This is a genomic window from Nocardioides sp. YR527, from assembly GCF_900101045.1.
Taxonomy (GTDB): Bacteria; Actinomycetota; Actinomycetes; order Propionibacteriales; family Nocardioidaceae; genus Nocardioides.
Genome location: NZ_FNFN01000001.1, coordinates 673,327 through 685,394 on the forward strand (window position 1 = coordinate 673,327; position 12,068 = coordinate 685,394).

A 12,068-nucleotide genomic window follows, 5' to 3' on the forward strand; every position below is an offset into this window, starting at 1 on the left:
GTCACGGACGTACGGTCAGGCACTGCGTACTGACGCCGAAGGCGCCCTGCTCGTCATGGAGGACGGACGTTGTCACGCCGGCGCCGGCCGGCCCGAAGGAGACGGTCGTGTCGAGGCCCAACCAGCCGGGAGCGGGAGCGCGGAACAGGTGCGCGGTCAGGTCGACGTTGGGGAAGCTGACGACCTTCGGGTCGACCCGGACGGCCACTCCGTTGGTGATGTCGAGCAGCCCGGCGACCTGTGCGAGCCGGCTCACCTCCTCGTCGGCGACGAGGGGGTGAGCCGTACGCACCCAGGACTGCGCCCGCCCGGGGCCGAGGTCGTGGCGGCGCACCTCGACCGAGGCGATGAAGCCACCGCCCCACAGCGTGGTCATGTCCCAGGCGGGCACCTCCTCCGGCGTGGGCATCGGCAGGTGGTGGGTCCCTTCGAGCTCCGCGGTCGGGTAGCCGGCGGTGAGCCAGGCACGGAGGAGCACGACCGGTCGGCCGCCATGGCAGGCGCGGGCCTCGACGAGCTCGATCGTGCGTCCGCCGCGGAGCACGGTGACCTCGATGTCGACCGGCTCCAGCGGGACCGTGCCGAGGATGTCGTAGCCGATCCGGGTGATCCGGAGCCCGTCGTCACGGCGGGCGTCTCGGTCCCGTTCGACCTCGTGCGCGAGCACGCCGAGCAGGGTGGAGATGTGCTGCGTCTCCGGATCCCACGCCCCGCCGACGTGCTCGGTCGGGGTGAAGGTGTGCGGGCCGGTTCGGTGCCAGTAGGCCATCCGGCGGCTCACAGGCCGAGCAGAGCGACGCTCTGCTCGCGCATGTCGATCTTGCGAACCTTGCCGGTCACGGTCATCGGGAACTCCTCGACGAGCAGCACGTAGCGCGGTGCCTTGTAGTGGGCGAGCTTGCCGTTGGCGAAGGCGCGGACGGCCTCGGCGTCCAGGGGCTCGGCGCCGGGACGCATCCGGATCCAGGCGCAGAGCTCCTCGCCGTACCTCTCGTCCGGGACGCCCACGACCTGGGCCTCGGCGATGTCGGGGTGGGTGAAGAGGAACTCCTCGATCTCGCGCGGGTAGATGTTCTCGCCGCCACGGATGACCATGTCCTTGATCCTTCCCACGACCACGCAGTAGCCGTCCTCGCGCATCACGGCCAGGTCGCCGGTGTGCATCCAGCCGTCGGCGTCGATCGCGTCGGCGGTCTTCTTCTCATCGTCCCAGTAGCCGAGCATGACCGAGTAGCCGCGGGTGCAGAACTCGCCCGCGGTGCCGCGAGGGACGACCTCGCCGGTGGCCGGGTCGACGACCTTGATCTCGACGTGCGGTGCGGCCCGGCCGATCGTCTCGGTGCGACGCTCGAGGTCGTCGTCGGTGCGGGTCTGGCAGGAGACCGGCGAGGTCTCGGTCATCCCGTACGCGATCGCGACCTCGCTCATGTGCATCTCGCTGACGCACCGCTTCATGACCTCGATCGGGCACAGTGCGCCGGCCATGATCCCGGTACGCAGCGTGGAGAGGTCGTAGGAGGCGAAGCCCGGATCGTCCTGCATCGCGATGAACATCGTCGGCACCCCGTACAGCGCCGTGCACCTCTCGTCCTGGACCGTCCGCAGCGTGGTCGCAGGGTCGAAGCCGGGACCCGGGATGACCATGGTCGCACCGTGGGTGGTGCAGCCGAGGTTGGCCATCACCATGCCGAAGCAGTGGTAGAAGGGCACCGGGATGCACAGCCGGTCCTGCTCGGTGAAGTGGATCGTCTCGGTGACGAAGAAGCCGTTGTTCAAGATGTTGCGGTGCGACAGGGTCGCGCCCTTCGGGAACCCCGTGGTCCCGGAGGTGTACTGGATGTTGATCGCGTCGTCCGGGTCCAGCGCGTAGTCGACGTGGTCGGCCAACTGCTCGCCACGGCCCGCGGTGAGCAACGCGTCCCACTGCGGCGTACCCAGGAAGATCGTCTGCTCGAGAGCGCCGCAGTCGCCCTCGACCTCGCCGACGAGCGAGACGTAGTCGCTGGTCTTGAACGCCTTGGCGCTGATCAGCAGTCGCACCCCGGACTGGTTGAGCGCGTAGGCGAGCTCGTGGGTGCGGTAGGCGGGGTTGATGTTGACCAGGATCGCGCCGATCTTGGCCGTGGCGAACTGGACCATCGTCCACTCGGCGCAGTTCGGAGCCCAGATGCCGACGCGGTCGCCCTTGCCGATGCCGGCCTTGCGGAGGCCGACCGCGAGGGCGTCCACGTCGGCGTCCAGCTCGGCGTAGTTCCAGCGCCGGCCGGTGGCGATCTCGACGAGCGCCTCACGGTCTCCATGACGGGCGACGGTGCGCTCGAAGTTGGCGCCGATCGTCTCCTCGAGCAGCGGTACGTCGATGTCGCCACGGGCCGACGATGCGGTGATGGATGAGGTCTCGGTCATGCCGCGAGCATGACCGAGACCGTGGTGGCAGCCACACCCCCGAAGGAGGGTGAGCGGGTGCCGGATCAGGCGATCGCAGGCTCCGCGTCGAGCTCCACGCGGCTGGTCTCCTTGGCGACCAGCAGGCAGACGACGCTCAGCAGGGCCAGGGCGGTGAGGAAGTACGCGATGCCGTCGGTGCCCCACCGGGCCAGCAGGTCCTCGGCGATGACGAGCGGGACCGCGCCGCCGAGGATGCCCGCGATGTTGTAGCCGAGCCCGGCGCCGGTGTAGCGGTACTTCGCCTGGAACATCTCGGGCAGGAACGCCGCGATCGGACCGTAGTTGAGGCCGAGCACGCACAGCAGCAGGCTGTTGCCCAGGGCGAAGCTCGCGAAGCTGCCCGGCTCCATCACCCCGAAGGCCAGTGGACCGGCCACGATGCCGAAGGCGGCTCCCATGAGCAGCACCGTGCGGCGGCCGAGCACGTCGGAGAGCCACGCGGAGGCGATGACCGTGACGCTCATGGCGAATGCGGCGACGATCACGCCGAGCAGGGCCTGGGTCATGCTCAGGCCGAGGGTGCCGACCGCGTAGGCGACCATGAAGCTCGCGCCGGTGTAGAAGGCGCCGAAGACGATCGCCATGATGCCGCCGCCGAGCAGCACCTGGCGCCACTGGTCGCGGATGCACCCGAGGAACGGCAGCGTGCTGCGGCTGCCCGCCGACTGGAGCTTCTTGAAGGACGGGGTCTCGGCGATGTTCAGCCGGACCCAGAGACCGACGCCGACCAGGACGGCGCTCGCCAGGAACGGGATCCGCCAGCCCCAGGCCGCGAACGCGTCGGGCTCCATCAGCCGGAACGTGGTGAGCATGGCGCCGGCGGCGATGATCAGGCCCAGGCTGGGACCGAGCTGGGGGAACATGCTGTAGCGCCCGCGCTGGCCGTGCGCGGCGTACTCCGTGGTGAGGAGGGCCGCGCCGGCCCATTCACCGCCGAGCGCGATGCCCTGCAGCGCTCGCAGGAGCACCAGGATCACCACGGCGCTCTTGCCGATCGACTCCACGCTCGGGATGAGCCCGATCGCGAACGTCGAGGTGCCCATGATCAGCAACGTGGTGATCAGCGTGGCCTTGCGGCCGATCCGGTCGCCGTAGTGGCCGAAGAGGATCGCGCCGAGTGGTCGGAAGACGAACGCGACGCCGAAGGTCGCGATCGAGGCCAGGGTGCCCTCCGGACCACCCATGGACGGGAAGAAGATGGCGTTGAACACCAGGGCCGCTGCTAGCCCGTAGATGAGGAAGTCGTAGAACTCGATGGTGGTGCCGGTCAGTGACGCCGTCGCGACGCGGCGCATGGTGCGCCCGTCGACCTCGGCTCGGTTAGCCGCGATTTGGGCCATGATCGTGCCTCCTACTCGGATTGGTGAACCGAGTGTGGGACTGTCCTCACCTGCCCGATACCCCCGGACGAGTGCCCTCGAAAGAGGGGGTACGCCTCTTGTTGCCTGTGATGGTCGTCACTTACGCTCAACGCCATGAGCACCACCGCGATCGCCCCAGAGGCGCCTTACGACGGGTCCCGGATCGCCCAGACGCTGGCCTCCTTCCGGTCGGCGTCGGGGCTGGATCTGGCCTTCGGCGGTCCGGTGCGCGGTGACGGCACGGCCATCGACATCACCGCGACCTGCGGCGCCAAGGGCGTCTCGCTGCGCGGTCTGCGGGTCGTCAACGGGGAGGGCCTGGGCGGGAAGACCCTGCAGACCCGCCAGCCCGGCTCCGTCGACCACTACTACACCGCTCGAGGCATCACCCACCTCTACGACACCGCGGTCGCCCAGGAGCAGATCCAGACCGTCGCCGCCCTGCCGATCCTGGTCGACCGGGCCCCGCGGATGCTCATCTATCTCGCCTCCCGCTCGCGGCTGGGCCTCGGCGGCGTCTGGTTCGACTCGCTGCGCCCGCTGATCCGCACCCTCGAGCGCGAGATCCTGATCGACGACGAGGTCCGTAACCGGCTCTCCCGGCTTGCGCCCGCGCCGACGTCGGCTCGGAGCACGGTTGACGCCGCGGCGAAGCGTGATCTCGCCGAACGCCGCGAAATGGCGGCCGAGCTCACCGACCTGGCCGGCCAGGTGATCGACCCCGAGGTCCGCGGCCGGCTCGAGGCCATGGTCCGGCGGCTCAGCGCCACACCGGGGGAGAAGCCGGCTCAGCTCGCTCCGGCCGTACGCCTGGCCGCGCGCGAGGTCGACGTCCTGCGCCAGGTCGCTCTCGGGAACAGCAACCGGGAGGCCGCCGAGGCCCTGGGGATCGTGGAGAGCACGGTCAAGTCCTACCTCAAGAGCGCCACCCGCAAGCTCAACGCCAACAACCGCGTCCACGCAGTCAGGATGGCGCGCGAGGCCGGCCTGATCGACTGACGCCCTCGTACGGGGGTACCGCACGACAAGCAGCGTGCGCAGTATCTCGGCATGACGCATGCGGACTCGGGCGGAGTGTCAGAGAGATGGCGGACCGCGCTGGCGGACGCCTTCGCGGGGTTGCAGGCCGAGCGCCTGCCGCCCGGACAGCACGTGAAGCCCGGCCCGTTGGCCGGGGCGATCGAGCACGCGAGCCTGGGCCGGGTCGACGCGTTCCGCGTCGGCGGCACGCCGCAGGTCGTACGCCGCACCCGCCGCTCCCTCGCTGACGTACCCGGCGAGCCGTTCAAGGTCTGCGTCCAGCGCCATGGACGGTCCGTCGTCCGGCTGGGCGGCACCGAGATCGTCCTGAGGCCCGGGGACATCGCGATCTACGACACCAGCCGCCCCTACGAGCTGCGCTTCGAGGAGACGTGGGAGTGCCTCGCGATGACGCTCCCACGCCGTGCGCTGGCCGTCTCGGAGGCCGTGATCGAGCGGTCCATGTCGCACGGCTGGACGGCGTTCGACGGTCGGACCGGCGTACTCGGGCATCTGCTGGGGAGCGCTGTCCGCCAGGCACCGCAGGCCGGGGGAGCGACGCATCTGGGCGAGGCCGCCATCCAGCTGCTCTCGAGCATGGTCGGCGGTGACGACCTGGTCGACCCGGGGGAGGCGCTCCGGGCCCGGATCATCGCCCACATCGAGGCCCATGCCTGCGACCCGGACCTCGGCCACGATGCCGTGGCGGCCGCCCACGGGCTCTCGCCGCGAAGCCTGCACCGGCTCTTCGAGAGCCAGCCACTCTCCGCGATGGCACACCTGCGCGAGTTCCGGCTGTTGGCGATCCGAGACGCGCTTCTCGACTCGGCCCATGCCGCCCACTCCACCGCGTCGATCGCCGGCCGCTGGGGATTTCCGGACCCCTCGCACTTCGCCCGCACCTTCAGATCGCGCTTCGGGGTCACCCCGGGTGCGCTGCGAAAAGACACTCTGACCTCGGTGTGAGCTGATCGCCCGAGCTGGCGCGGAAAGTCAACGAAGTTGGCGTTCCATGGCGACACAGGTGTGACGGCCCGCACATAGCGTGACCTGGACCCGACCGGACCAACGGAGGTAACCGCCTTGTCAACACATCCCGAGACGTCATCAGGCCTATCGGTATCGGGCCTGGCCGAGCACGAGGTCGGCCGCCGTCGCTTCGTCGGCTACCTCTTGGCCGCCGCCACCGTCACCGGCGCGGCCCAGCTCGGGATCGGCCTCGGCACCCCGGCCGCGGCAGTCGTCCCGGGGGTGCCGCAGCCGGCCGACCTCTACGACCTCAACGACCTGCTGACCGATGCCGCACGCCCGACCGCGAACCTGATCCAGGTCGTCGTCGACAAGGACGGCACCGCGTCGTTCGAACTGCCTCGCGCGGAGGTCGGGCAGGGCATCACCACCTCGATCGCGATGCTGATCGCCGAGGAGCTCGACCTGCCCCTCAGCAAGGTGAACGTGACCCTGTCGAAGGCACGCCCCGAGCTGATCTGGAACCAGATGACCGGCGGCTCCAACACGATCCACGCCATGTACACGCCCGTACGTGTGGCCGCCGCCATCGCTCGTGGCGCGCTGCTCGACGCCGCGGCGATCGCGCTCGCGCAGCCGCACGACACCCTCTCCGTCTACGAGGGGGCGATCACCGCTCCCGGCGGTGCCTCCATCTCCTACGGCGAGCTCGCGACGTCCGCGGCCGCCCTGGTGACGAAGGTCGTCGACGTCGACCTCAAGCCGAAGTCCGACTTCGCCGTCATCGGCACTCCGCGGCGCCGCAAGGACGCCTTGGACGCGGTCACCGGGGCGAAGCAGTTCGCGATGGACATCGACGTCCCTGACGCGCTGCCCGCGATGGTCTGCCGCGCCCCCGAGCACAACGGCACGGTGAAGTCCGTCCGCAATCAGAAGGACGTCGAGGCGATGCCGGGCGTGACGCATGTCGTCACCATCCCGACCGGGGTCGCCGTTCGCGCCGGCACGTTCGGGCAGTGCATCAACGCCGTGCGTGCCCTCGATGTCGAGTGGAACCCCGGCTCGGTGAGCGGCAGGTCCGACGCCGATGTCCTCGAGGAGCTCCGCGGGATCGAACGCCCGATGCTGGTGCCTGACGTCGACGAGCTCCTCGGCACGGTGACCGACGCGGTGGGCGGACTGACCGGTGGACTCGGCGCGGCGGACGTGAAGACGCTCGACACCGACTTCGTCTTCTACACCCGCAGCGGCTCGCCGTTGGAGACCAACTGCGCCGTCGCGGATGTCCGCGCCGACAAGGCGACGATCTGGGCGGGTTCGAAGACGCCGATCGTGGCTGTCGAGAGCATCGCGCTCGACCTCGGTCTGCCCCCGACCGCCGTGACCTTCAACGTCGTGGAGTCCGGCGGCTCGTTCGGCCGCAAGCTCTTCTGGGACGCGGCAAAGGAAGCCGCCCTGATCTCACAGAAGTGCCAGGCGCCGGTCCGGCTGATGTGGCACCGCGCCGACGAGCCCCGCCAGGGCCGCAACCATCCGATGGCGACCTCCCGAGTGCGTACGGTCTGGGCGGGGGACAACATCCTCGCCGTCGAGCAGCAGCACACCTGCACGGCCACCGACTACCGCCACGGCTTCGGCGAGATCCTGACCTCGTCGGCCATCTCGCTGCCGGCCGGGGTGAGCAACCTGGGTGTGTCGGAGACCATCTTCGTGACCTCCCAGCAAGTGCCGTACGACTTCGGGGTCACCACCCAGGGCCTCATGGAGACGACCAGCCGCGCTATCAACTCCGGCGCGGTGCGCAACGTCTACTCGCCCGACGTACGCACAGCGCTGGAGCTCACGATCGACAAGGTCGCCAAGAAGATGCGGCTGAGCCCGGTCGAGTTCCGGCTGAAGTACGCCAAGGAGGACCGCCTGCGACGCGTCATCAAGCAGGTGGCGGCCGCCGGCAGCTGGGGCAGGTCGATACCGGCCGGCACGGCCCAGGGGATCGCGGTCCACCAGGAGTACAAGGGCTACTCCGCCTGCCTCGTCGAGATCGACTGCCGTCCCGAGACCGTCAACCGCAAGGTCTACAACGGCGTCACCGGTCCCCGGGTCACCAAGGTGACCTTCGCGATCGACTGCGGAGAGGTGATCAACCCCAAGGGCGTCGAGGCTCAGATGCAGGGCGGGATCATGGACGGCATCGCGCTCGCCCTGACGGCGAGCACCCACCTGGAGGACGGCCGCTACCTCGAGGCCAGCTGGGACAACTACTTCTACACCCGCCAGTGGAACACCCCTCCCGACGTACGCGTCTTCGTGATGGACCCGGTCACCGACATCCCCGGCGGCGCGGGGGAGGCCGGCGTCGCCGCCTCGTTCGCGGCGGTGGCATGTGCCTACGCCCGGGCGACGGGCACCACGCCGACCTCGTTCCCGATCAACCACCACGACCCCATCGGCTTCGAGGTGAAGTCGTTCGTCCCGCCCGTGCCCGCGTCTCCGACCGACGGCCTCAGCCACACCTACTGAGTAGAGGAAGAACATGCCCGAGTACACCTTCAAGCTCAACGGGGACAAGGTCACGGTCGACGTCCAGGACAGCGAGCGCCTGCTGTGGGTGCTGCGCGACGTCCTCGGCGTTCGCGGCCCCAAGTACGGCTGCGGCATCAACGTCTGCAAGGCCTGTACGTCCCACATCAACGGAAAGGCGTTCAACCCCTGCGCCACCCCGATCAGTGCCCTCGATGAGGACGACGAGATCACCACGATCGAGGGCCTCGCCGACACGGCTCCGGGCGACGGCCTGCACCCTATGCAGGAGGCATGGCTCGATGCCGACGTGGCCCAGTGCGGCTACTGCCAGCCCGGCCAGATCATGGCCGCGGTCGCGACCGTCAACAAGGCGCACGCCGAAGGCCGTTCGGTCACCGACGCCGACATCGACGAGATCCGCAACATCTGCCGCTGCGGCACCTACGTACGGATCCGGGAGGCGATCAAGGCCGGCGCCGGGAAGATGGGCTGATCCTCCACGCCAGCCGATGGATGGGCGGCCGGAATGCTTGTCTACGGAAACGGTACGGGCTTGTACGGGCAGCATCGTGTGGACGACCTCACTACCTTCTCAGGCTCCACCACCTCGGAGAAGGAGGTCCCAACGTCTGTCTCAAGAACGGCTCCTACAACGGCGGCACCAAGATCTGGCAGGACCGGACCCCGGGGTACCTGATCCTTCCCGAGGGCGATCGGAACGTGGCGGACTCCGTCATCAATACCAAGAACGACGACTCTGTCTGGCTTCTGGACACCGGCGTGAGCCCGGATCGCCATCTCTGCATTCCTGCTGACACCTACGTGAACCTGGGTTCCTATGCGCATCCGACGCGCGGAGGCACCTGGGCCGGCGATGTCGATGTCGTGCAGATCTGGCCCAGCTCCGACGACTGCAAGTGCAGTGGCAGCACCCAAGTTCGGCAGGGTTGGGTCGAGGACGGATGGAGGCCGTAACGGCGTGACCTCGCTGTGACAGAGGGTCCGACCTTGTGATCACTTCACAAGGTCGGACCCTCTGTCACAGTCCACGTCACGTACGCTCGCGGGGTGGCCATCGTCGGAGTCATCGCCTGCGCCGCAGGCGGTGTGGAGCAACTCTGCGACGAGCTGGTCACCCCGTTGGTGGATGCCGGCCATCAGGTCCCGGTGACCCTGACGCCGACAGCGTTCACCTGGCTCAGGGCGAACGGTGAGGCCGACCGGATCGAGGCCATCACCCGCTTCCCCGTGCGGGGACCGAGCCGTCTCCCGTGGGAGCCGCGAACCCACCCGGCGCAGCTCGACGTGATCGTCGTGGCCCCCGCGACCTTCAACTCCACCGCCAAGATCGCCCTGGGCCTAGCCGACAACCAGGCCCTCACGGTAGTGACCGAGAGCCTCGCGACGGTCCCAGTCGTCCTCTTCCCGCTCATCAACGCCGCCCACGCCGAGCACCCCGCCTGGCCCTCCCACATGGCAGCCCTACGCAGTGCCGGCGTCGAACTCATCGAAGGCCCCGACCTCTGGCCCCTCTACCCACCCCGCGAGCTGCCACCGGACCAGAACCTGCCGTGGAAGGCGATCCTCGATGCCACTCAGCAGGCGGTAGCGCGGAGTTAGGGCCGGGTCGAGTCCACAGGTGGCTTCGAGCCGAGTTATCCACAAAGGCGGCCTGCGGTTAGCCCGCGGTGGAGGCTTTCCTACTTCTCGACAGTCGGCGTGACGCCGAGCGGCAGCCGCTGGACGCGGACCGGGCGGGCGCGATCGAGAAGACAGCGTCGCCCACCGCCCTCGATGGCCTCACCGATCTGCGACATCCTCGGTGTGGACGACGACATCGCATTCGTCGGCGAGCGCCGCGGTCACGGAGTAAGGCAGGTTCTGGTCCAGCAGCAGTCTCACGCAGATTCCGGCAGCGGAAGGTAGAAGTCACGCTGCGCCAGAGCGCCTGCGTATGCGAACCCTTGCTGGGCGTCCTCGGGCTCGAGGAACGGAAAGTCCTCGTGGATCTCCTCAAAGGTCATCCCGGCCGCGAATAGTTCCAGCAGCTGATTGACGCTGAACCGGTAGCCGCGGATACACGGCCGACCACCGAGTTTTTCGGACTCAACGGTTAGCCGGTCGTATCCCGGAACTGTCTGCGTCATGCCTCGAGACTAAGCCTCCTAGACATATCCGCTGGCTGTCTGACTCGCTTGTTCGGGACGCAGAGGATGCCATGTGTGCAACGGAAAACGTAAGAACCCCGCTGGAGTCTCGGGTCACCAGCGGGGCAAGCACCATCATGCACGATACCCATGGGGGTTGTCCGAACTTCCAGGCGAGTCGCCCAAGAACTTTGAGCCGTAGGCCGTTGCCGCCGGTGCGTCAGGCGACACAGACCTCGTCGACTCCGGGTCGAGCATGACGACATGCCCAGGATCGAGCCGGTCTTCCAGGTACGGTGCTTGCCGGCCATCGACCAGACCACCGACGGTATCTGTCGGTGTGCGACGAGTACGACACATGGGCTCGGCAGTCAGGGGATGCGCCGTACGCGCATCCATGACGCGACGCGATTGCCCCCGTTCGAGAGAGCGTCAGCCCGCGTACGGCTCCTCATCTCGCCTGCCGCACACGGGCGACCCTCGGCGTCGATCTACCGCCTGATTCAGTGATGACACCATCCGCCACCTCGCAGCGATCGCGCGGATCTGTCAGTGCGGTTTGTGAATCTCTTTAGTCTGCGGGTCATACAGCACCAACCCATGTCGCCGGGCGAGCCGGGCGATCAGGTTGACGACCCCGGGCGGACTCGCGAAGCTCATGCAGAGGTACGTCGACAAGCGCGTGTCAGGGCCAGGCGTGACGCTCCAGATGCTGCTCCCCAGCTCGTCGTCATTGAGCGATTCGAGCGGGGGATAGCTGGCGAAGATGTCGTGGAGGAAGGCTCGTACGCGGGGATCGACCTCGTCCTCCGGTGGCTCATGCCACTCCTCTCCATCCGCCTCGAGATCGAGGAGGCGCTCGGCGTCAGTAATCGAAGCAGGTCCGTCATTGGCGAAGACCATCAGGTCCAAACTCATTCGTCGCGTCCCGTCGTCCGGCCGACCAGATGCCTTGTCGGTTCGTTGCTTCTGCTACGCCCCGAGATTCCCGGATGTAAGCGACCCCCGGCAGTTGTCGATCTGCGTGTCACCTACATGTGGTACGTCGTGCGACCGGGTCGGTGCTGGCCCAGACCGCCCGGTGATGGAGATCGGCGCTCAGACCGTGGACGCCGCATTCGGCAAGCCCCACAAGGAAGATCGTCCCGAAGCCATGAGTCAGGCGCTTCGTCAGGAAACCCATTCGATACGGTGAAATTGAACCGGCCCCGATTTGCGTTTCCGCAGTTCAGGGGCCGGTTTCTGTGGTGGACGATACTGGGTTTGAACCAGTGACCTCTTCCGTGTCAAGGAAGCGCGCTACCGCTGCGCCAATCGTCCGTGGTTATTCAGTTATATCAGGGTGGTGCTTCGAGGTGGGTACGGGATTTGAACCCGTGTACACGGATTTGCAGTCCGTTGCCTCGCCTCTCGGCCAACCCACCGCTGGAGGCAATGCCTCCGGTGGAGACCTACTCCGAGCGGACGACGAGGCTCGAACTCGCGACCTCAACCTTGGCAAGGTTGCGCTCTACCAACTGAGCTACGTCCGCTTGTGCTTCCGGCCCGGTTTCCCGTGCCCTTGGCGACGAGAAGAACATTAACGGAGCCGCTGTCGGGG

General features: G+C 67.9%; 10 protein-coding genes and 3 tRNA genes. 5 read left to right on the forward strand and 8 right to left on the reverse strand.

Annotation, left to right across the window (positions count from 1 at the left end; genetic code table 11):
* Position 1 precedes the first annotated feature (1 nt).
* The 3 genes from BLT25_RS03205 to BLT25_RS03215 form a co-directional block, all read right to left on the reverse strand.
* The gene (locus BLT25_RS03205; protein ID WP_256328423.1) at positions 2 to 781 is read right to left on the reverse strand and encodes a thioesterase family protein; all 780 of its coding nucleotides are present in this window, start codon (positions 779 to 781) and stop codon (positions 2 to 4) included.
* On the reverse strand, positions 778 to 2,406 hold the full coding sequence (locus BLT25_RS03210) for an AMP-binding protein (protein WP_091041802.1): 1,629 nt from the start codon (positions 2,404 to 2,406) through the stop codon (positions 778 to 780). The genes BLT25_RS03205 and BLT25_RS03210 overlap by 4 nt, the downstream gene beginning before the upstream one ends.
* A gap of 65 nt (positions 2,407 to 2,471) precedes the next feature.
* Complete coding sequence (locus tag BLT25_RS03215) at positions 2,472 to 3,788, reverse strand: MFS transporter (protein ID WP_091041804.1); 1,317 nt, start codon at positions 3,786 to 3,788, stop codon at positions 2,472 to 2,474.
* A 135-nt stretch (positions 3,789 to 3,923) separates the two neighbouring features.
* On the opposite strand from BLT25_RS03215, the gene BLT25_RS03220 reads away from it, so the two are divergent.
* The 5 genes from BLT25_RS03220 to BLT25_RS03245 all read left to right on the forward strand — a co-directional run bounded on the left by BLT25_RS03220 (position 3,924) and on the right by BLT25_RS03245 (position 9,941).
* On the forward strand, positions 3,924 to 4,808 hold the full coding sequence (locus BLT25_RS03220; protein WP_091041807.1) for a helix-turn-helix transcriptional regulator: 885 nt from the start codon (positions 3,924 to 3,926) through the stop codon (positions 4,806 to 4,808).
* Between the two features lie 51 nt (positions 4,809 to 4,859).
* Positions 4,860 to 5,795 (forward strand): AraC-like ligand-binding domain-containing protein, encoded by a 936-nt coding sequence (locus BLT25_RS03225; RefSeq protein WP_091041810.1) that lies wholly within the window; start codon positions 4,860 to 4,862, stop codon positions 5,793 to 5,795.
* Positions 5,796 to 5,912: 117 nt separating this feature from the next.
* Positions 5,913 to 8,318 (forward strand): molybdopterin cofactor-binding domain-containing protein, encoded by a 2,406-nt coding sequence (locus BLT25_RS03230; RefSeq protein WP_256328424.1) that lies wholly within the window; start codon positions 5,913 to 5,915, stop codon positions 8,316 to 8,318.
* 13 nt (positions 8,319 to 8,331) lie between these two features.
* A complete protein-coding gene (locus tag BLT25_RS03235) occupies positions 8,332 to 8,814 on the forward strand; it encodes a (2Fe-2S)-binding protein (RefSeq protein ID WP_091041813.1) in 483 nt (160 codons plus the stop codon).
* A gap of 575 nt (positions 8,815 to 9,389) precedes the next feature.
* Complete coding sequence (locus BLT25_RS03245; protein ID WP_091041817.1) at positions 9,390 to 9,941, forward strand: flavoprotein; 552 nt, start codon at positions 9,390 to 9,392, stop codon at positions 9,939 to 9,941.
* A gap of 278 nt (positions 9,942 to 10,219) precedes the next feature.
* On the opposite strand, the gene BLT25_RS03250 is transcribed toward BLT25_RS03245, so the two are convergent.
* The 5 genes from BLT25_RS03250 to BLT25_RS03270 all read right to left on the reverse strand — a co-directional run bounded on the left by BLT25_RS03250 (position 10,220) and on the right by BLT25_RS03270 (position 12,000).
* The gene (locus BLT25_RS03250) at positions 10,220 to 10,468 is read right to left on the reverse strand and encodes a DUF433 domain-containing protein (RefSeq protein ID WP_091041820.1); all 249 of its coding nucleotides are present in this window, start codon (positions 10,466 to 10,468) and stop codon (positions 10,220 to 10,222) included.
* A gap of 549 nt (positions 10,469 to 11,017) precedes the next feature.
* On the reverse strand, positions 11,018 to 11,386 hold the full coding sequence (locus BLT25_RS03255; RefSeq protein ID WP_091041822.1) for a hypothetical protein: 369 nt from the start codon (positions 11,384 to 11,386) through the stop codon (positions 11,018 to 11,020).
* A 327-nt stretch (positions 11,387 to 11,713) separates the two neighbouring features.
* Positions 11,714 to 11,788: transfer RNA gene (locus BLT25_RS03260), tRNA-Val, on the reverse strand.
* Between the two features lie 33 nt (positions 11,789 to 11,821).
* Positions 11,822 to 11,892: transfer RNA gene (locus BLT25_RS03265), tRNA-Cys, on the reverse strand.
* A 35-nt stretch (positions 11,893 to 11,927) separates the two neighbouring features.
* Positions 11,928 to 12,000, reverse strand: a tRNA-Gly gene (locus BLT25_RS03270).
* Between the last annotated feature and the right edge of the window lie 68 nt (positions 12,001 to 12,068).

What these genes read in the sequence shown, in the direction of transcription:
- BLT25_RS03210 (WP_091041802.1), bottom strand. Translation starts at nt 2,406, where the DNA reads ATGACCGAGACCTCATCCATCACCGCATCGTCGGCCCGTGGCGACATC.
- BLT25_RS03215 (WP_091041804.1), bottom strand. Translation starts at nt 3,788, where the DNA reads ATGGCCCAAATCGCGGCTAACCGAGCCGAGGTCGACGGGCGCACCATG.
- BLT25_RS03220 (WP_091041807.1), top strand. Translation starts at nt 3,924, where the DNA reads ATGAGCACCACCGCGATCGCCCCAGAGGCGCCTTACGACGGGTCCCGG.
- BLT25_RS03225 (WP_091041810.1), top strand. Translation starts at nt 4,860, where the DNA reads ATGACGCATGCGGACTCGGGCGGAGTGTCAGAGAGATGGCGGACCGCG.
- BLT25_RS03235 (WP_091041813.1), top strand. Translation starts at nt 8,332, where the DNA reads ATGCCCGAGTACACCTTCAAGCTCAACGGGGACAAGGTCACGGTCGAC.
- BLT25_RS03250 (WP_091041820.1), bottom strand. Translation starts at nt 10,468, where the DNA reads ATGACGCAGACAGTTCCGGGATACGACCGGCTAACCGTTGAGTCCGAA.
- BLT25_RS03255 (WP_091041822.1), bottom strand. Translation starts at nt 11,386, where the DNA reads ATGAGTTTGGACCTGATGGTCTTCGCCAATGACGGACCTGCTTCGATT.